Source organism: Litorimonas sp. (genome assembly GCA_029936425.1).
Classification (GTDB): Bacteria; Pseudomonadota; Alphaproteobacteria; order Caulobacterales; family Maricaulaceae; genus Litorimonas.
Map to the genome: position 1 here is coordinate 17,070 of JAPYSU010000001.1, position 17,916 is coordinate 34,985.

Sequence of the window (17,916 nt, forward strand, 5' to 3'; positions counted from 1 at the left end):
ATGGCCCGTATTGTCATGAAATTCGGCGGCACATCTGTCGCCAATCTGGAACGTATCCGGCATGTCGCCTCTCTTGTCGAGAAAGAGGCCAAAGGCGGTAACGAAGTCGCGGTCGTCGTGTCGGCGATGAGCGGAGAAACGAACCGCTTAGTCGCTCTGGTGGATGAGCTGGACGCCGATGCCGGTCCGGACGGGAAAAAATGGGGCGAGGCGATTGAGGATGAATATGATTCGATTGTTGCGAGCGGAGAACAAGTAACCTCCGGACTTCTCGCCATTGCCTTGCGCCGCCGGGGGCTTCGCGCGCGAAGCTGGCTCGGATGGCAAATTCCGCTGCGTACGGACATGGCCCATTCCATGGCGCGGATTGCCGAGATCGAAAGCTCTGCCATTGGGCCGTCTCTGGCGGACGGCAATATTGCGGTAGTGGCCGGATTTCAGGGCGTGAATGAACAAAGACGGATTTCGACTTTAGGACGCGGCGGATCCGATACTTCGGCCGTTGCTCTGGCAGTCGCGCTGAAGGCAGACCGATGCGACATCTATACCGATGTGGACGGCATTTATACAACCGACCCCCGAATTGCTAAAGACGCGCGGCGTCTCAACCGAATTGCCTTTGAAGAAATGCTTGAACTGGCCAGCCTCGGCGCGAAAGTTTTGCAGACCCGGTCTGTCGAACTGGCTATGAATTACAACCTTCCGATCCGTGTGCTGACCAGTATGGCCGCAGAGGGTGAGGAAAACCCCGGAACCCTAGTCTGTCATGAGGACGAAACCATGGAAGAACGAGTAGTCAGCGGCGTGGCCTATTCACGCGATGAAGCGCAAATCACCTTGCTGCGCCTGAAGGATCAACCCGGCATGGTGGCCAAAGTCTGTAAGGCGATGGCCGAAGCCAATGTGATCGTGGACATGATTGTTCAGGGCATCTCCAAAAGTGACCGGGCCGCGAACCTGACCTATACGGTGGGTAAGCGGGATCTTGAGAAAGCTCTGGCGGCGCTGGAAAAGTCCAAGGACACAATCGGGTTTGAGGGCGTTAAATCCGACTCCGATGTCACGAAAGTCTCTGTCGTCGGCATTGGAATGCGCTCTCACACCGGCGTGGCGCAAACAATGTTCGAAGCTCTGGCCAAGCGTAATATCAATGTCAAAGTTATCGCCACGTCAGAGATTAAAATCTCTGTCCTGATTGACGCGGAATATACAGAGCTCGCTGTCCGGGCCCTGCATAGCGCCTTTGAACTGGATCAGGCGGCAAAGCTGAAAGTCAGCGCGCCTTGATTAAGAGATCAGTGAGCAGTGAGCAGCTCATAATTATCTCTGCTTACTGCGGCTGATAACTGCCCCCTAATTATCTATCTCTACCACCGCGTCAATTTCCACGGCGACATCCAGCGGCAGGCTCGGCGCGCTGACCGCGAAACGGGCGTGGCGTCCGGCGTCGCCAAAGACGTCCACCATCAAATCGGAGCAGCCATTAATGATTTTAGGGATATCGGCTTGTGTGGCATTTGCCGCTGCTTGAACAAATCCGCCGAGTTTGACGATGCGCTTGACCCGGGAGAGGTCTCCCCCGCAAGCGGCTTTCATCTGGGTAATGAGGTTTAGCGCAGAGAGACGCGCGGCTTCCTGTCCTTTTTCCACTGTGAGATCTTCGCCGAGACGCCCGCCTATCGCGTCATCTCCGACTTTGGAAATTTGGCCCGAGATGAAGACGAGATTGCCGCTGATGACGAAAGGCACGTAATTTGCCACAGGCGACGCCGCCTCGGGCAGACTCAGCCCCAGATCCGCAAGCTTGTCTTCATGGGACATTGTGTTTTCTGATGTCATGATGACCCTTTATTCAAATGGTAGGTAAGAATTTTACCAATGCAAACTGTCAGAATATCTTCAGGGGGCGGGGCTTTCAGGTCAAGCCAAATGGCCCGGTTACCCTCAAACTCCAGGGCGCTGCCAAACATATCCCGAAATGTCTGGATGAGCGCCGTATTGCAGTGAACAAACAGACCGATTTTATCCGGCCGGCTCTCTTTCCAATCAAAGCGAAGCGTTGTGCCGCTTTTGGGTTTGGACGTCAGAAAGGCCGGCTCTCCCCATTTCAATGTTTCCGTAATTTGACCGATTTTCGGATCTTCGGAGGCAATATCATGAATGAGGTTTCGAATGTTCAGGGCATAGGTTTGAGCTGCCGCGGGATAGCTTTTTATGACAGAGGCGAGTTCGGGTGATATATCCGATGAAAGCGTAACCATCCCTTACCTTAAACTCAGGCCTGAAAAATGACAGACTCAATTGAAACATTTCCGCTTCCTTCCAAAAACTCGGACGTGATTGCGTTTCTTGAAACCCGCCGCTCTAATCTGGCCAAGGTCATGAAAGACCCGGGTCCGACGGAGGAGCAGCTCGGCAAAATGCTCGAGATTGCGGCGCGCGTGCCGGACCACCGCAAATTGGAGCCCTGGCGCTTTGTTTCCTTCACGGGAGAGGCCCGCGCGCGGTTCGGGCGTCATATTGCCTCTGCTTTTATCCGCAATAATCCTGACATGCCCGAAGACCGGGCGATATTTGAGGGCGAACGGTTTCTACGCGCGCCTGTTGTTATTGCCGTCATTTCCTCTCCGGTGGATTGCCCGCGCGGCACCCCGCAATGGGAGCAGGAGCTGTCCGCCGGAGCCGTTTGCTTCAATCTTTGCCTCGCAGCACAGGCGCATGGCTTTGGCGCGCAATGGCTCACCGAATGGTATGCCTATGACAAAGCCGTTATCAAAGCCTTGGGTCTGTCCGAGGATGAACGACTCGCCGGATTTGTTTATATTGGCACGCCGGATATGGCTGCGACGCCGCGAAACCGCCCGGATATGAAGGCCAAAGTGACGAAGTGGGCGGACTAATCCCCAGGAACTATAGAAGTTCACAGTAAATCACGTTTTTATGACGTGACATTTTCAAGAGCCCGCCATATAGAGGTCGAGGTGAAAACTTTTTTGTTTTCAACCTTCGCCTCTGGCCACCATTGCGCCCCGTGTGGTCAGAGGCACATTCTCTTCTACCTTTTTTACAAGCCAATATAGCGTCAGCTTTCATTGAAACATGTAGACTATGCGCAATGTCATGTGGCTTTTGATCCTGTTTGGCGTATGATGGGCTATGACAAGATCTGCTGTGAAACAACCTGCCGACCAATCCATGGTGCCGGATCGCTCGCCTCTTCCCAAACTTGAGTTTATTACGGATGAGACGCCTCAGCCGGGTGACGTACGCGAAATTGCCGATGGTATTTTCTGGCTTCGATTCGCTCTGCCGATGGCCGGGCTGGATCACATCAACCTCTGGGCCCTTCGAGACGGCGATGGCTGGGTTGTTGTCGATACGGGGATTGGCAATCGCGACAGCAAGGAAATCTGGCGCAAGCATTTCCGTGAGCTGATGGGCGACCGTCCGGTTAACCGGGTTATTTGCACGCATTTACATCCGGATCACACCGGCCTCGCCGGATGGATGTGCCGCGAATTCGGCGCGCCGCTTTTGATGACACGTGGGGAATATTTTCTCTGCCGATTGATGGCGGCGGATACGGGTCAAGCGGCTCCGCCGGAAAGTTTACGGTTTTATAAAAAAGCCGGCTTCACCGACGCCCAGCTGGAACTTTACAAACAGCGTTTTGGCGGTTTCGGAAAGGCGATTTCAGAATTGCCGCAGAGCTATGACCGCTTGGTCGACGGCGAATTGGGCCAGATTGGCGGGCGCGAATGGCGCGTGGTTATCGGCTCGGGCCACTCGCCGGAGCATGCCTGTCTCTATTGCCCCGAACTCAATCTTTGCCTGAGCGGAGATCAGCTTCTGCCGAATATCAGCTCCAATGTCAGTGTGTGGCCGACCGAGCCCGAAGGCAATCCATTAGAAGATTGGATTTCCTCCTGTCATCGGTTGAAACTGGAATTGCCGAAGGACGCCCTGATAGGTCCGGCCCACGGCATTCCCTTTCGCGGGGCGCATAAGCGTCTGGACAAGCTGATTGAACATCACGAAAAGGCGCTCCAGCGTCTGCTGGAGTTCTGCGAAAAACCGCGTTTGGCGACGCAGGTTTATTCGGTTCTATTCCGCCGCGAAATCACGGATAGCAACCGCATTATGGCCGTAGGCGAAAGCGTTGCGCATTTGAACTGTCTGAAAAACCGCGGTTTGGTAACCCGGCGCCTGAACGATGCGGGACAATTTATCTATATGGCGAAACGCGGCGTTTTGGCCTCGTAAGGACTATTTATTTACCGTCAATAATCGCGGGCTCGTTCGGGCAGTCCGAATTCCCATTGATCATATCGGCATAATTTCTGGCGGCCTTGGTCTGGTTCGGCCCCGGTTTGACGAGCGCTTGAGCGCAGCCGCTCTGGCCGCTTGTAGGCAGACTCGCAACCACTAGAACATCACCCTCCGTACCCGCAGAGTCAGGGTCTTGAAAATTGAGTCTGTAAATAAGGGCGTGAAGCTGCCCGTCTTTCAGGCGCCATTCGACTTTTTCTCCGGGCGTATTAAAGGGTTGGCGCTGGACTAAAAAATCAGGAGCCTGTCCGGCGGAGAGGGTGAAGCGGCCATCCCCGTCGCGCACAAAAACGTCCATATCTTTATAGCCCTCGCACTGATAGGTTTTTCCGGCGCTTTCTGCGCTGCTCTCGATAGTGTCGCAATTTTCTAGATCAAGATTGGAGTAGGCACTTTGAAACCCGTTTGTTTCGGGCTCGCTCTCTTCCGGGGTGGAGGCGGCCTTCTCTGTTTCATCAGTTTCCGTATCGTCTGTCTTTAACTCTTCAATCACCGGTTCATCACCCACAGGAACAGATTCTGATGCATCATTACTGCAGGCTATAAGCGGCAGGGCAAGCGCAAGCCAGGCTGCCTGTGTGAACTTAATCATTTTTATCCTCTGACGTTTAAAGGCTGACTAAGTCTTAAACGTGGATCGCGAGAAAAGGTTCATTCTCTCTTTGACAGTCGGTGACTTACGCCCTCAAAAAATACTCATAGGCCTTGCTGTCAGTCTCCACCGCCATGGGATAGCCCGTCTTGGCGAGGCTTTCCTCAAGGGCGTCAACATCGCCTTTGGGCACCTGAAATCCGCAGAGCACATGGCCCGTGGAATTGCCGTGATTACGGTAATGAAACAGGCTGATATTCCAGCGGGCGTCCAGAGCAATCAAAAAATCCGTCAGCGCGCCGGGGCGCTCGGGAAACTCAAAGCGGTAAAGCACTTCGGGAATATCGGCGCTTGCCCGTCCGCCCACCATATGACGCAAATGCCGTTTGGCGAGGCGGTCCTGGGATAAGTCCGTCACTGTAATATCATGACTTGCCATGTCGGAGATCACTTTGGCCCGCTCGTCCAGATCGCGGGTTTTAATGCCGACCAGAACATGGGCGGTTTCGCTTTCGGCGTAACGGTAATTGAATTCCGTCACGGGGCGGCGGCCCATCGCATTGCAGAAATTCAGAAAGGCGCCGGGCCGCTCGGGAATGGCCGCGGCAAAGAGCATTTCCTCGCCGGCGCCGAGCTCGGCCCGCTCCACCATATGGCCGATCCGATCGAAATTTACATTCGCGCCCGAAATCGTCACAACGCAATCGCCATCAGGCGCTTTGCCGTCCCGAACATGTTTAATGAGTCCTGCCAAGGCAAGGGCGCCTGCAGGTTCGACCACGGTCCGCGTGGCTTCGAACACATCCTTGACGGCCGCGCAGATTTCATCATTGGAGACGAGGATAACTTCGTCCACGACCTTTTTGGCAATTTCCAGCGTATTCGTTCCGATGAGTTTCACGGCGACCCCGTCCGCAAAACTATCGACTTTCTCCAGAGGCGTCGGCGTGCCTTCTTTCAAAGAGGTCGCCAGAGTCGACGCGCCTTCGGGTTCCACCGCGATGATACGGGTATTGGGCGAGACGGATTTTATCCATGTGCCGATGCCCGAGACCAGTCCGCCGCCGCCCGTACAGACATAAACGGCCTCCGGCGTTCGCGGCATCTGTTCCAGAATTTCCCGGCCGACCGTGCCTTGCCCGGCAATGACATCCGTTTCGTCAAAGGGATGGATAAAAACCGCCCCTGTCTCTTCGGCGTAGTCCAGAGCCGCTTTGCACGCTTCGTCATAATTATCCCCGACGAGCCGCGTCTCCGCGCCGTGACTTTCAACAGCCGCGACTTTAATGGCCGGGGTGGTGACCGGCATGAAAATGACGGCGGTTGTATTGTAATAGGCTCCGGCCGCCGCCACGCCTTGGGCGTGATTTCCGGCGCTGGCCGCGCAGACGCCGCGGGCGCGCTCCTCATCCGTCAGCCCGGCAATCCGGTTGGTCGCCCCGCGAATCTTAAAACTGAAAACATCCTGCAGGTCTTCGCGTTTCAGCCAGATATTGCGCTCCAGCTCCAAGCTGAGTTTTGGCGCAAGTTCGCAGGGCGTTCGTTTGGCCAGCGCGTAAACATTGGCCGCTTCGATACGGGCTTTGAGGTCGTGAAGATTGATTTTAGACATTTTGTGCGATCCAGTCTCCAACATCTGAAGTGCTAAGTTTTCCGCCCAAATCGCCTGTGGTTTGCCCGGCTTCCAACGCGGCTTCCACGGCGCTCTCAATGGCGGCGGCTTCTTTGTCCAAACCGAAAGACAGGCGGAGCATCCACGCGGCAGACAATATCATGGCAAGCGGATTGGCTTTACCTTGGCCGGCTATATCCGGCGCGCTGCCATGAATAGGTTCATACATGCCTGTCTTTCCATCAGACAGGGAGGCGGACGGAATAACGCCCATAGACCCGCAGAGAACGGACGCTTCATCCGTCAGAATATCTCCGAACATATTTTCCGTCAGAATGACGTCAAAGTCCTGCGCATGGGTGAGCATGTGCATGGTCATGGCATCGACGAGCAAATGTTCGAGTTCGACATCAGGATAGTCCTTGGCGACCTCAACTACGGTTTCGCGCCAGAGGCGGGAGGTTTCCAGCACATTGGATTTGTCGACGGAGGTGACTTTCTTTTTGCGCGTCATGGCCAGGTCAAAGGCCTTAATGGCAATGCGGCGGACTTCCCCTTCGGAATAACGGCAAACGTCAAAGGCGCCTTCTTCGTCGCGGCCTTTCTCGCCGAAATAAATACCGCCGGTGAGTTCGCGCATGACGACAAAATCGGTGCCGTCGAGCCGCTCGCGTTTCAGCGGAGCTTTGTCAATCAGAGGAGGAAACGGTTTGCAGGGGCGGATATTGGCATAAAGATTCAGCTTCTTGCGAAGCGGCAGTAGCGATCCGAGTTCAGGACGATCTGCGCCTTTGAGATGATCCCATTTCGGCCCGCCAACCGCGCCCAGTAAAATGGCGCCTGTGCGTTTGCAGGAGTCAAACGTCTCGGCAGGGAGGGGCTTTCCTTTTGCATCAATTGCCGCGCCGCCGACCAGATGAAACTCCGCTTCCAGAGAGTGGTCAAATTTTGCGGCCATCGCTTTCAAAACGGTCATGGCCGCTTCGCCGACTTCCGGGCCAATCCCGTCGCCGGGAATATAGGTGAAATTGATATTCATGAGGATTTTCCTGTTAACCTCTTCTCCCCATTTATGGGGGGAAGTGGCCTAAGCGTTTGCGTAGGTCGATGGGGGGCGGGTTTCAGATCAGGTGCAAATTGCGAGTGACCCCCCATCCCCCCTATGGGGGACTTCCCCCCGCAAGCGGGGAGAAGAGATTGAGGGCACAAATCAAACATGTCGGGTCTCATACGCTTTGATCGCGTCTGCCTGCATTTCCAGATATCCCATTTCGTCAACGCCCTGCATCAGGCAGTGCCGCGAAAACTCGTCGATTTCGAATTTATAGGTTCCGCCATTGCGCGGCAGACGGACTTCGCAGCTTTCCAGATCGACGGTGACATCCGCTCCGGGGTTGTCGAGCAGCCACTCATGGGCGCGCTTATCAATGACAATCGGCAGCAGCCCGTTTTTAAGAGAATTGCCTCGGAAAATATCCGCAATCTCTGAGCTGATAACGACGCGAAAGCCGTAATCGGTGAGCGACCAGGGGGCATGCTCGCGGGAGGAGCCGCAGCCGAAATTATGACCGCCGACCAGAATTTCGCATTGCTTGGCGTCGTCCGTATTAAGAATGTGATCCGTCTCGGAGCCGTCCTCCTTATATCGCCAGTCATGAAAGGCATGTTCACCGAGCCCGTCGCGAGAGGTGACAGTCAAAAAGCGCGCCGGGATGATTTGATCCGTATCAATATTCGCCGCCGGAAGAACGAGAGTTTTGGAGGTGATGGTGGTCAGGGGGGCGAAGGTCATGACGGCTTTCCCTGGCATAGCCTCTTCTCCCCGCTTGCGGGGGGAAGTCCCTCAAAGAGGGGATGGGGGGCCTGTCTCGAATTTTCTACCCTGCTGAGAGTATCCCCCCATCGACCTTTGACTTCGTCTCCGGCCACTTCCCCCCATAAATGGGGAGAAGGGAGTTTCGTGCAGGTAATTGGGTTATCTCTCATGCCACCTCTCCCAAGGTCCGCGCATCTGTAATGACCCCCGTCACGGCGGCGGCAGCGGCTGTTTCAGGGGAGGCGAGAACCGTTCTTGCGCCCGGGCCCTGGCGGCCGGCGAAGTTCCGATTGGAGGTCGAGACAACCAATTCGCCCGGCAGGGCTTTGTCGCCGTTCATGGCGATGCACATCGAACATCCCGGCTCCCGCCATTCCGCGCCGGCCGCCGTGAAGATGTCGTGAAGACCTTCGGCCTCCGCTTCGAGTTTTATCTGTTCACTCCCGGGGACGACGATGGTGGTGACGCCGTCAACGACTTTGCGCCCCTTCATGATCCGCGCCGCAGAGCGCAGGTCGTCCATGCGGGAGTTTGTGCAAGAGCCGATAAAGACGCGATCCACTTTCGCGCCCGTTATCGGGCCGCCCGCTGTCATAGCCATATAGCCCAGCGCTTTTTCTTCAGCCTCATCTTTGGCGCTGGGAACCATCCCGTCGATGGGCATGGCCATGCCCGGATGGGTGCCGTAAGTGACCATAGGGCGGATATCTTCGGCGCGAAGGTGGACTTCCTTGTCGTAGCTCGCGCCGTCATCCGTAGCGAGGCTCGCCCAGTTCTTGCAAGCGTCTTCAAAATTATCCGGGGCGAATTTGCGCCCCTTTAAATAATTAAATGTCGTTTCATCCGGCGCAATTAATCCGCACCGCGCGCCCGCTTCTATGGACATATTACAGACGGTCATGCGCCCCTCCATGCTCATCTCTTCAAAGACAGAGCCGCGATATTCGAGCGCGTAACCCGTGCCGCCGCCGACGCCAATTTCCGCTATAATGGCGAGAATAACGTCTTTCGCGCTCACGCCGTCCGCGAGGTCTCCGTTCACATGAATAGCCATTGTTTTCGGTTTGCGCATGAGCAGGCATTGATTGGCGAGGACATGGCCAACTTGCGTTGTGCCAATTCCAAAGGCTATGGCCCCGAACGCGCCGTGGGTGGAGGTATGGCTGTCGCCGCAGACAATCGTCATGCCGGGCTGCGTGGCACCCAGCTCCGGCCCCATGACATGGACAATCCCGCGATAGTCCGAGTCGAAGCCGTGGGTCTCAATGCCGTATTCTTTGGTATTCGAGAGCAACATATCAACCTGTTTTTCGGCCTGCTCCGTCACAAAGGGGCGGGAGCCATCGGCGTTTTTCAAAGTCGGTGTGGAATGATCCACGGTCGCCAACGTCCGGTCCGGACGGCGGACTTTTAATCCGCGATCCCGCAAGACTGTAAAGGCCTGCGGGCTTGTCACTTCATGGATAAGATGCAGGTCAATATAGAGCGTGGCCGGATGGGCCGAAGACTCCGGCACGACAATGTGACGATCCCAGATTTTATCGAAGAGGGTTTTAGGCATTAAAGTCTCCACTTGATTTCCTCCCCCGTTCACGGGGGAGGTGGGCCGCCCATGCGGCTCGGAGGGGGGAGCTACATAAAATGGAGGTTGGCGAAATACGCTCCCCCCATCCCCGCTTTGCGGGACTTCCCCCGTAAACGGGGGAAGAGGTTTTAGTGAGTGATGTCGTCACCTCTAATGCTGCGCCGCGATCGCTTTTTGGCGATCGGCTCTCCGTTCAATGCGGTTGATGACGTCGAGATAGGCCCGCGCCCCGGCGAGAACGGTATCCGTACTCGTTCCTCGCCCGTGATAGGCGTTAAATTCCGTGCTAACTTGAACCGAGGCCTCCGCCATGGCGTCTTCGCCTTCCGACACGGATTGCACCGAAAAACTGTCGAGATGGAGCGGTTGTCCGGTGATGTGCGAAATCGCGAGGAAGGTGGCATTGACCGGCCCCGCGGCTTCCTGGCTCCACTTTTCCTCACGCCCGTCATCATGATGGAGCTGCACGGTGGCGACAGGCTGCTTGCCGTTGTCTGACCCGGCGGAGACATAGAGGCTGTCAATATGCCAAGGCCCGCTTTCGCCCACGGCTTCGCCAAGAATAATGGCTTCGATATCGGCGTCGAACACTTCCTTTTTCTCATCGGCCAAGGCTTTAAACGAGACAAAAACGGTCTGGAGCTGGTTTTCGCCCAGATCAAAACCGAGCTTTTTCGCGCGGTCTTTCAGAGCGGCGCGGCCCGAATGTTTGCCGAGCACGAGATTATCCGTGCTGACCCCGACATCTTCGGGTTTCATGATTTCATAAGTTTCGCGATTGGCGAGCACGCCGTGCTGGTGAATACCGCTCTCATGAGCAAACGCGTTCTTGCCGATAATGGCTTTGTTGCGCGGGACGGGATTGCCCGTAATCGTCGCGAGGAGTTTCGACGCGCCGTAAAGCCCCTGGGTTTTTATTTGCGTGGAAAGACCAAAGAAATCGGCCCGCGTGCGAAGCGCCATAGCGACCTCTTCGAGCGCGCAATTGCCCGCCCGTTCGCCAATGCCGTTTAGCGCGCATTCCACTTGGCGCGCGCCGCCGCGTACGGCCGCGAGAGAATTGGCAACGGCGAGGCCGAGGTCGTCATGACAATGGGCGGAGAATATCACGCCGTCGCCGCCTTCGATGTCCGTCACCAGAAATTCGAACAGATCCTGAATTTCTTCGGGCGTGGTATATCCGACCGTGTCAGGGATATTGATGGTTGTTGCGCCCGCTTTGATGGCGGCTTCAACGACGCGTTTGAGATAATCCCGTTCCGTACGGATGGCGTCCTCGCAGGAAAATTCGACATCGTCTGTATAGTTTCGGGCGAGCTCCACCCCGGCGACAGCGCGCCGGACAATCTCGTCTTTGGTCATTTTGAGTTTAAATTCGCGGTGCAGCGGCGAGGTGGCGATGAAAGTATGGATGCGGCCCTGCGCGGCGGGTTTGATCGCTTCGCCTGACGCGCGGATATCACCTTCATTACAGCGAGAGAGGGAACAAACCACCGACTCTTTGACTTCGGTGGCTATCGTCTTGACGGCTTCAAAATCACCGGGGGAGGCGGCGGCGAATCCGGCTTCCATGACATCGACATTCAGGGCTTCCAGCGCTTTTGCCATTTGCAGTTTTTGGCCAGCGCTCATGGAAAAGCCCGGCGCCTGCTCGCCGTCGCGTAAGGTGGTGTCGAATATTTTGACGTGTGTTTCGGTCATGGATTTATCTATTTAATGAAGGGGACTATTCTGCGTGTTCAGCTCTTGTACGTCGTCCAACGCGCTCGGCGGAGACGACATTGTACAGTCGTTCCAGCTGTCGGCAGAGCAGGTCCAGATCATTCGGGCCGCCCGTATCCTCCACATGGACAAGCAGATCAAAACTGCCGTCCACGCGCTGTGTGCAATGCACGTCGCGATAGTCATACCCGCGCCGTTCAATTGTGCCGAGCGTGCGCAAAAGCGTGCCCTGCACGTCATGCAGGACGGCTTTAAGCTTGCCCTCAATCCCAGACGGTTCGAAGGTTTTATCACGTTGTAATTCAGCCATCATTATTCTCCGAGAGTCGATGCGCGAGATAAAGGCAGATGCCGCCAAGGGTCAGACCCTGAAACATCTGAAAGCCGTAAGTTTGCGAGGCATTGAGGATTATGAAAAACCGTTCCGTCGATGTGGCGCTGCTATCGGTATAAGCCTGCAGACTGTCAATTGACGACGCCGTCGCCACCATAGTCATGACGAAGAAAATAATTCCAAAGAGAATGGCACCGAACCCGACGGCAATTAAATATTTACGAAGCATGTCTTGTTTGCGTCCCATGGTTTTACTCAAAAATGTCTTTCAGGGTTTGGGGTTTCTTTTTCAAATAGTAAGCGGCGGCGAAACAGAACAGGCCAGTGGATAAAGCAGTTGGGCTATCAAAAATAAAAGCGAACAAGGAAAAGAAGCTATGTATCGATCCGATTTTATCATCGATATTGTGTTTCTGATTAAAGTCATGTTGGATAGACGCTTCTGCGAGAGTTCTTATCGGATAGGAAATGACAGTTGCCCAGCCCAAGAAAGAAAGTGCCTTTATAATTCTGCGCTCTGTCATGACGCCGCCCGATTTTTAAGAATATAGGCGGCAAAAAAACAGAGGGGAGATAAAGCCAAATTATTTATATTTCCTGCTAAGATTGAAATAACTCTCATCATTTTCTGGCTTGCTGAAAACTCCGCTATCGGTGAAAAGGCGAGCTGAGAATAAATATTCACGCCCGCGCCGAGAATGACGGCAATCGGAATAATCCAGCCAAATATTAATAAAATAATACGCAAGGCTTTCATCTTATCCCTCCCTCTTCCGCTCATCCCAAACTTGATTTGGGATCCAGAGCGACGGGCGCTCCGTCACAAACTGGATTCCGGCCTCCACCCCAAGAGTACTTCCTCGCAACGTCGCGCGTTGCTCACAGCGCGCCGGAATGAGCGGATATATGTGATTTTGAAAAGTCATTATTTGAGTCTGCCTGACTTTTTACGAATTTCATTAGTTCGACGAAGAGTGGCCTCTGTTTCTTTATCAATGCGGTTTTGCACATAAAAAAATATGGAGCTCACAATGGTTCCGGGGAGTGCAACAGCCCCGAGAACAGCAAGCCAAACTAGCCAGCCAGGAAGTCTATCTAAAAGAAATTCCACTTACCCCTACCGCTCCATCATATCGGCATTGCTTCGCCCGGGAGGGACGAGCGGCCAGACATTTTCCGCTGTGTCGATTTTGACGTGCATGAGGACGGGGCCGTCTGTGGAGAGGAGGCGGTCAATGCCTGCGTCAACCTCATCGCCGCGGGTGATGGTGAAGGCGTCTATCTGAAACGCCTTGGCGACGGCGGCGAAGTCCGGATTATCGTCCAGATTCACTTCGGAATAGTTTTTCTCGAAAAAGACTTCCTGCCATTGGCGCACCATGCCGAGGGCCGAGTTATCGAGCAGGACAATTTTCAGCGGTATGCCATAGCGGTTGAGCGTGGCCAGTTCCTGAATGTTCATCATGATAGAGCCGTCGCCGGAAACCGTAATCACGGTTCTGTCCGGCGCGCCGAGTTTGGCCCCCAGTCCGGCGGGCAGGCCGAAACCCATCGTCCCTAATCCGCCAGAGGTGATGTGATCTTTCGGGTCATCGAAGTAACAATGCTGCGCGACCCACATTTGATGCTGCCCCACATCACAAGTTATTATAGCGCTGTCATCTGCGCGGCGGGAAAGATCATGGAGGAGCTTGGGCGCGTAAATCCCGCCCGTCGTCATATTGGTGATGGGCGATTTATAATCCCAGGCATGTTCCGCGCGGCGGTCATAGCAGAGCTTTGTCCACTCGCTGATATCCTCATGCTCGGCGCCGTCCTTGAACGGGTCGAGCGCGGCGAGGTTTTTCTTGAGACTGCCATCGAGACCGACTTGCACGCGCCGAAGTTTATCTATCTCCGCCACATCAATATCCAGATGGATGACTTTGGCGTTCGGGGCGAAGGTATCCAGTTTACCTGTCGCGCGGTCATCGAAACGCGCGCCCGCAACAATTAAAAGGTCACATTCCTGCACCGCGTAATTTGCGGCGCGAAGGCCGTGCATGCCAAGCATTCCCAGATAATTCGGGTGGTCATTCGGAAGAGATCCCAGCCCCTTCAGGGTTGAGACAACGGGAATTTGCGTGCGCTCTACCAGATCACGGATTTCCTGCACGCCGTCACCTTGGGCGATGCCGCCGCCGATATAGAAAAGCGGTTTCTTGGCATCGCGCATTAATTGCTCCGCTGCGGCAATATCTTGGCTTTTTCCCATTTCGGGCTTTTGCTTGGGATAAGGCCGCCAGCGATGGCGCTCTGTCGTGAGGGCGTTGGCGACGTCTTTCGGAAGGTCAATCAGAACAGGGCCGGGGCGGCCTTCGCCTGCGATGAAATAGGCCTCGGCCACCATGCCCGGAATATCGGCCGGGTCGCGGGCGATATAGCTGTGTTTGACAATGGGCAGGGTGATGCCGAAAATATCGACTTCCTGAAATGCGTCCGTGCCGATGAGGTTTGTCGCGACCTGACCGGTGACAAAAACCACCGGAACCGAGTCGAGATAAGCTTCGGCAATGGAGGTGACGAGATTGGTCGCGCCGGGCCCGGATGTCGCGAAAGCCGTCCCTGTTCGCCCGGTGGCGCGCGCATAGCCAATCGCCGCCATGCCGCACCCCTGTTCATGGCGACAAAGAATATGACTCAGCTGAGGCACACGCGGCAAGACGTCGTAAACTGGCATAATCGCGCCGCCGGGATAGCCGAAAATCGTTTCCACGCCTTGCGCGGCAATCGATTCCAGCAAGAGCTGCGCGCCGGATTTCGGCTCGCGGTCTTCAAGAATTTCGGCTCTCTGTGTGTCAAATTGCATGGCTGTGGTCATGTTTTTAGTCTCAGTGATCAGTAATGAGGGATCAGCGGCGTTGGATCATTGACTGATCACTGCTCACTGATCACAGTTTACTAGTTCTTATCTTTATCGACGATTTTGTTGGCGCCGATCCAGGGCATCATTTCGCGAAGTTTGCCGCCGACCTGCTCAATGGAATGGGCTTCCATATTGCGGCGGCGGGCCGTCATGGACGGGTATCCCATCGCGCCCTCAAGAATGAAGTTCTTGGCATATGTGCCGTCTTGAATGTCTTTCAGACATTTGCGCATCGCTTCGCGCGACTGCTCATTGATGACGCCTTCGCCGGTGGTGTATTCCCCGAATTCCGCATTATTCGAGATAGAATAATTCATATTCGCAATGCCCCCCTCATACATCAGATCGACGATGAGTTTTAATTCGTGCAGACATTCGAAATAGGCCAGCTCGGCAGGATAGCCGCCCTCGACCAAAGTCTCATAGCCCATTTTGACGAGCTCGACCGCGCCGCCGCAAAGAACGGCTTGTTCCCCGAACAAATCGGTTTCGGTTTCGTCCTTGAACGTTGTGTGGATGATGGCCGTCCGTCCGCCGCCAATGGCAGAGGCATAGGACTTGGCGATCTCAATCGCCGCGCCGCCATTGGCGTCCTGCGCGACGGCGATAAGATCTGGAATGCCGCGGCCGTTTTTGAACTCGTTCCGAACCGTATGGCCCGGAGCTTTCGGGGCGACCATGATAACGTCCAGGTCGCGGCGGGGAACGATTTGTCCGTAATGAATGGCAAAGCCGTGACCGAACGCGATTGCTGCGCCTTCTTTGATGTTGGGCTCAATGTCCTCGCGGTAAATCTTGGCTTGATACTCATCCGGGGTGAGCATCATGACGACATCCGCGCCTTTGACAGCGTCGGCCGTGGCTTTGCTTTCAAGGCCCGCCGCTTTGACTTTTTTATTAGTTGCGCTTTCCGGGCGAAGGCCCACCACGACGTCCACGCCGGAATCTTTCAGGTTTAAGGCATGGGCATGACCTTGGGAGCCAAAGCCGAGAACAGCGACTTTCTTTTTCTTGATAATTTCAAGGTCGCAGTCTTTGTCGTAAAATATTTCGATACTCATGGTTATAATCCCGGTTTAATTAATTGGAGAAAGGAAAAGAGGTGACAGCGCCTTTGGAGGCGGAGCCGACAAGCCGTGCGAATTTGGCGTAAGCGCCGCTTGGGTATTTTGGAGGAGGAGGCGTCCAGTCTTTTGACCGGGCCTTTAAATCGGCCTCGACATTAATGCTTCGCGCCTCGACATCAATCGTGACTTTGTCCCCGTTCCGGACAAAGGCGATGGGCCCGCCATGAGCCGCTTCGGGGGCCACATGGCCAATCACAAAGCCGTAGCTGGCGCCGGAAAAACGTCCGTCCGTAATCAACGCAACATGATCGGCGAGATCCTGCCCGACGAGAGCGGCGGTGACGCCGAGCATTTCGCGCATTCCCGGCCCGCCTGCGGGGCCTTCATTTCGGATGATAATAACGTCGCCTTTTTTGATTCCGTTATTCTGCACGACATCGAAACACTCTTCTTCGGATTCGAAAACTCTTGCAGTGCCTTCAAAGAAGAGCGCGCCGTGGCCGGCGAGTTTGACCACGCAACCTTCGGGCGCGAGATCGCCATAGAGTATGCCGTAGCCGCCGCGGGATTTCACCGGATTATCAAAAGTGAGAACGACGTCCTGACCTTCGGTTTCCCGGGCATCGACAATCTCTTCAAACAGGCTCCGGCCTGTCACGGTCGGGCTGTCCTCAATGCGTCCGTCATGAACGAGTCGACGCCCGATCAAGGCAGAGCCTCCCGCCTTGTGAAGATCATAGGCCATATATTTTCCGCCCGGTTTGAGGTCGCCAATCACGGGTGTGGTGCGCGAAATCGTATCAAACGCATCAATCTTGAACCCCTCGACTTCCGCTTCGCTGGCAATGGCCAGTAAATGCAAAATCGCATTGGTAGAGGCGGCCGTCGCCGAAAGCGCAATGGCGGCGTTCATCAGCGATGTATTGGTAATCATGTCCCGCGGCAGGCGGTTTTCACGCACGCAGTCCACAACGACTTGCCCGGCCCGATAAGCGGCTTTGTTCTTGTCCTCGTCAACGGCGGGAATATCATTCATACCCATGGGCGACAGGCCAAGAAAGGTCATCGCCATCGCCATGGAATTGGCGGTAAATTGTCCGCCGCACGCGCCGGCGCCGGGGCAGGCCGCTTTTTCGATATCCTTTAATTCCTCATCATCGATGATGCCCGCCGCGCAGGCGCCGACCGCTTCGAACACGTCTTGGACAGAGAGGTCCTTGCCTTTGTGATGTCCGGGCATGATGGAGCCGCCGTAAAGCACGACGCCCGGAACGTTCATTCGGGCCAGAGCCATGCCGGCGGCCGGAATGGTTTTATCGCACCCCACCAAAATAATAACGCCGTCAAGGCTGTGACCTTTGACGGCGAGTTCGATGGAATCGGCAATAACTTCGCGCGACATCAAACTGGCGCGCATGCCTTCACTGCCCATCGTTATCCCGTCGGAAACGGCAATGGAATTGAAATCAACGGGCGTACCGCCGGCCGCGCGAATGCCGGCGCGAACCGGAACTGCGAGCTTGTCGAGATCCATATTGCACGGGCCCATATTGGTCCAAGTGTTGAAAACAGCGATGATCGGGCCTTCAAAACTCTCATCATCCATACCGGAAGCCCGGAGCATGGCGCGGGCGGCGGCGCGGCTGGGGCCTTTTACGATGGCGTCGCTTCGCTTGGATTTCTCTATGTCAGTCTCTTGGGTCATATTCTCGTTCAATTCACAAATTCAAAGCAATAAAAAACCCGCTCTGGTCGGAGCGGGTGATATCTGGATAATTTGTTCTATCCTAAATCCCGCTCGCGACTCCGCTAATGAGGAGCACCACCACCAGAGCAAGCAGAAGCAGACCGACAGACGGCAGATCGTTCACGCGGAGACCTTGCGCGGCGACTTTGACCTTCGGATCGTTCTGAGGGTTGCGAGGCGTCATATGTTCCTTTTAATCAGGCTGTC

The 17,916-nt window shown here is 55.2% G+C and carries 19 protein-coding genes; 3 read left to right on the forward strand and 16 right to left on the reverse strand.

Annotated elements, in window-relative coordinates:
- The gene (locus ACN0IC_RS00105) at window positions 1–1,287 is read left to right on the forward strand and encodes an aspartate kinase (RefSeq protein WP_416876709.1); all 1,287 of its coding nucleotides are present in this window, start codon (window positions 1–3) and stop codon (window positions 1,285–1,287) included.
- 66 nt (window positions 1,288–1,353) lie between these two features.
- On the opposite strand, the gene ACN0IC_RS00110 is transcribed toward ACN0IC_RS00105, so the two are convergent.
- Window positions 1,354–1,839, reverse strand: a complete 486-nt coding sequence (locus ACN0IC_RS00110) for a RidA family protein (protein WP_416876710.1) — start codon at window positions 1,837–1,839, stop codon at window positions 1,354–1,356.
- Window positions 1,836–2,261 carry a DUF1801 domain-containing protein gene (locus ACN0IC_RS00115; RefSeq protein WP_416876711.1) on the reverse strand — a complete coding sequence of 142 codons (426 nt, stop codon included), beginning with the start codon at window positions 2,259–2,261 and terminating at the stop codon, window positions 1,836–1,838. Before ACN0IC_RS00115 ends, ACN0IC_RS00110 begins: the two co-directional genes overlap by 4 nt.
- Window positions 2,262–2,288: 27 nt before the next feature.
- Between ACN0IC_RS00115 and ACN0IC_RS00120 the strand changes: the two genes are divergently transcribed.
- Both ACN0IC_RS00120 and ACN0IC_RS00125 read left to right on the forward strand, forming a co-directional pair.
- Complete coding sequence (locus ACN0IC_RS00120) at window positions 2,289–2,900, forward strand: nitroreductase (RefSeq protein WP_416876712.1); 612 nt, start codon at window positions 2,289–2,291, stop codon at window positions 2,898–2,900.
- A 256-nt stretch (window positions 2,901–3,156) separates the two neighbouring features.
- Complete coding sequence (locus ACN0IC_RS00125) at window positions 3,157–4,263, forward strand: MBL fold metallo-hydrolase (RefSeq protein ID WP_416876713.1); 1,107 nt, start codon at window positions 3,157–3,159, stop codon at window positions 4,261–4,263.
- Between the two features lie 7 nt (window positions 4,264–4,270).
- On the opposite strand, the gene ACN0IC_RS00130 is transcribed toward ACN0IC_RS00125, so the two are convergent.
- The 14 genes from ACN0IC_RS00130 to ACN0IC_RS00195 all read right to left on the reverse strand — a co-directional run bounded on the left by ACN0IC_RS00130 (window position 4,271) and on the right by ACN0IC_RS00195 (window position 17,893).
- Window positions 4,271–4,921 carry a hypothetical protein gene (locus ACN0IC_RS00130; protein ID WP_416876714.1) on the reverse strand — a complete coding sequence of 217 codons (651 nt, stop codon included), beginning with the start codon at window positions 4,919–4,921 and terminating at the stop codon, window positions 4,271–4,273.
- 85 nt (window positions 4,922–5,006) lie between these two features.
- Entirely contained in the window at window positions 5,007–6,533 is a 1,527-nt protein-coding gene (gene ilvA / locus ACN0IC_RS00135) for a threonine ammonia-lyase, biosynthetic (RefSeq protein WP_416876715.1), read from the reverse strand.
- Window positions 6,526–7,572 (reverse strand): 3-isopropylmalate dehydrogenase, encoded by a 1,047-nt coding sequence (gene leuB, locus ACN0IC_RS00140; protein WP_416876716.1) that lies wholly within the window; start codon window positions 7,570–7,572, stop codon window positions 6,526–6,528. The genes ilvA and leuB overlap by 8 nt, the downstream gene beginning before the upstream one ends.
- A 171-nt stretch (window positions 7,573–7,743) precedes the next feature.
- Window positions 7,744–8,325 (reverse strand): 3-isopropylmalate dehydratase small subunit, encoded by a 582-nt coding sequence (gene leuD / locus ACN0IC_RS00145; protein WP_416876717.1) that lies wholly within the window; start codon window positions 8,323–8,325, stop codon window positions 7,744–7,746.
- 190 nt (window positions 8,326–8,515) lie between these two features.
- A complete protein-coding gene (gene leuC, locus ACN0IC_RS00150; protein WP_416876718.1) occupies window positions 8,516–9,910 on the reverse strand; it encodes a 3-isopropylmalate dehydratase large subunit in 1,395 nt (464 codons plus the stop codon).
- Between the two features lie 174 nt (window positions 9,911–10,084).
- The gene (locus ACN0IC_RS00155; protein ID WP_416876719.1) at window positions 10,085–11,635 is read right to left on the reverse strand and encodes a 2-isopropylmalate synthase; all 1,551 of its coding nucleotides are present in this window, start codon (window positions 11,633–11,635) and stop codon (window positions 10,085–10,087) included.
- Between the two features lie 25 nt (window positions 11,636–11,660).
- Complete coding sequence (locus ACN0IC_RS00160) at window positions 11,661–11,966, reverse strand: ACT domain-containing protein (protein ID WP_416876720.1); 306 nt, start codon at window positions 11,964–11,966, stop codon at window positions 11,661–11,663.
- A complete protein-coding gene (locus tag ACN0IC_RS00165) occupies window positions 11,959–12,237 on the reverse strand; it encodes a hypothetical protein (RefSeq protein WP_416876721.1) in 279 nt (92 codons plus the stop codon). Before ACN0IC_RS00165 ends, ACN0IC_RS00160 begins: the two co-directional genes overlap by 8 nt.
- A 4-nt stretch (window positions 12,238–12,241) precedes the next feature.
- On the reverse strand, window positions 12,242–12,514 hold the full coding sequence (locus ACN0IC_RS00170) for a hypothetical protein (RefSeq protein ID WP_416876722.1): 273 nt from the start codon (window positions 12,512–12,514) through the stop codon (window positions 12,242–12,244).
- Window positions 12,511–12,747 (reverse strand): hypothetical protein, encoded by a 237-nt coding sequence (locus ACN0IC_RS00175; RefSeq protein ID WP_416876723.1) that lies wholly within the window; start codon window positions 12,745–12,747, stop codon window positions 12,511–12,513. Before ACN0IC_RS00175 ends, ACN0IC_RS00170 begins: the two co-directional genes overlap by 4 nt.
- 360 nt (window positions 12,748–13,107) lie before the next feature.
- On the reverse strand, window positions 13,108–14,850 hold the full coding sequence (ilvG, locus tag ACN0IC_RS00180) for an acetolactate synthase 2 catalytic subunit (protein ID WP_416876724.1): 1,743 nt from the start codon (window positions 14,848–14,850) through the stop codon (window positions 13,108–13,110).
- Between the two features lie 80 nt (window positions 14,851–14,930).
- Window positions 14,931–15,950, reverse strand: a complete 1,020-nt coding sequence (ilvC, locus tag ACN0IC_RS00185) for a ketol-acid reductoisomerase (protein WP_416877056.1) — start codon at window positions 15,948–15,950, stop codon at window positions 14,931–14,933.
- Between the two features lie 25 nt (window positions 15,951–15,975).
- Window positions 15,976–17,667 carry a dihydroxy-acid dehydratase gene (gene ilvD, locus ACN0IC_RS00190; protein WP_416876725.1) on the reverse strand — a complete coding sequence of 564 codons (1,692 nt, stop codon included), beginning with the start codon at window positions 17,665–17,667 and terminating at the stop codon, window positions 15,976–15,978.
- Between the two features lie 82 nt (window positions 17,668–17,749).
- Window positions 17,750–17,893: a hypothetical protein gene (locus ACN0IC_RS00195; RefSeq protein ID WP_416876726.1), complete on the reverse strand. Its 144-nt coding sequence runs from the start codon at window positions 17,891–17,893 to the stop codon at window positions 17,750–17,752.
- Window positions 17,894–17,916: the final 23 nt, after the last annotated feature.

Excerpts from the sequence above, each read along its gene's own strand:
- ACN0IC_RS00155 (WP_416876719.1), bottom strand. The coding sequence starts at position 11,635 with ATGACCGAAACACACGTCAAAATATTCGACACCACCTTACGCGACGGC.
- ACN0IC_RS00165 (WP_416876721.1), bottom strand. The coding sequence starts at position 12,237 with ATGGGACGCAAACAAGACATGCTTCGTAAATATTTAATTGCCGTCGGG.
- ACN0IC_RS00160 (WP_416876720.1), bottom strand. The coding sequence starts at position 11,966 with ATGGCTGAATTACAACGTGATAAAACCTTCGAACCGTCTGGGATTGAG.
- ACN0IC_RS00195 (WP_416876726.1), bottom strand. The coding sequence starts at position 17,893 with ATGACGCCTCGCAACCCTCAGAACGATCCGAAGGTCAAAGTCGCCGCG.
- ACN0IC_RS00105 (WP_416876709.1), top strand. The coding sequence starts at position 1 with ATGGCCCGTATTGTCATGAAATTCGGCGGCACATCTGTCGCCAATCTG.
- leuD (WP_416876717.1), bottom strand. The coding sequence starts at position 8,325 with ATGACCTTCGCCCCCCTGACCACCATCACCTCCAAAACTCTCGTTCTT.
- ilvA (WP_416876715.1), bottom strand. The coding sequence starts at position 6,533 with ATGTCTAAAATCAATCTTCACGACCTCAAAGCCCGTATCGAAGCGGCC.
- ACN0IC_RS00110 (WP_416876710.1), bottom strand. The coding sequence starts at position 1,839 with ATGACATCAGAAAACACAATGTCCCATGAAGACAAGCTTGCGGATCTG.
- ACN0IC_RS00120 (WP_416876712.1), top strand. The coding sequence starts at position 2,289 with ATGACAGACTCAATTGAAACATTTCCGCTTCCTTCCAAAAACTCGGAC.
- ACN0IC_RS00130 (WP_416876714.1), bottom strand. The coding sequence starts at position 4,921 with ATGATTAAGTTCACACAGGCAGCCTGGCTTGCGCTTGCCCTGCCGCTT.
- ilvD (WP_416876725.1), bottom strand. The coding sequence starts at position 17,667 with ATGACCCAAGAGACTGACATAGAGAAATCCAAGCGAAGCGACGCCATC.
- ACN0IC_RS00170 (WP_416876722.1), bottom strand. The coding sequence starts at position 12,514 with ATGACAGAGCGCAGAATTATAAAGGCACTTTCTTTCTTGGGCTGGGCA.
- leuB (WP_416876716.1), bottom strand. The coding sequence starts at position 7,572 with ATGAATATCAATTTCACCTATATTCCCGGCGACGGGATTGGCCCGGAA.
- ACN0IC_RS00115 (WP_416876711.1), bottom strand. The coding sequence starts at position 2,261 with ATGGTTACGCTTTCATCGGATATATCACCCGAACTCGCCTCTGTCATA.
- ilvG (WP_416876724.1), bottom strand. The coding sequence starts at position 14,850 with ATGACCACAGCCATGCAATTTGACACACAGAGAGCCGAAATTCTTGAA.
- ACN0IC_RS00125 (WP_416876713.1), top strand. The coding sequence starts at position 3,157 with ATGACAAGATCTGCTGTGAAACAACCTGCCGACCAATCCATGGTGCCG.
- leuC (WP_416876718.1), bottom strand. The coding sequence starts at position 9,910 with ATGCCTAAAACCCTCTTCGATAAAATCTGGGATCGTCACATTGTCGTG.
- ACN0IC_RS00175 (WP_416876723.1), bottom strand. The coding sequence starts at position 12,747 with ATGAAAGCCTTGCGTATTATTTTATTAATATTTGGCTGGATTATTCCG.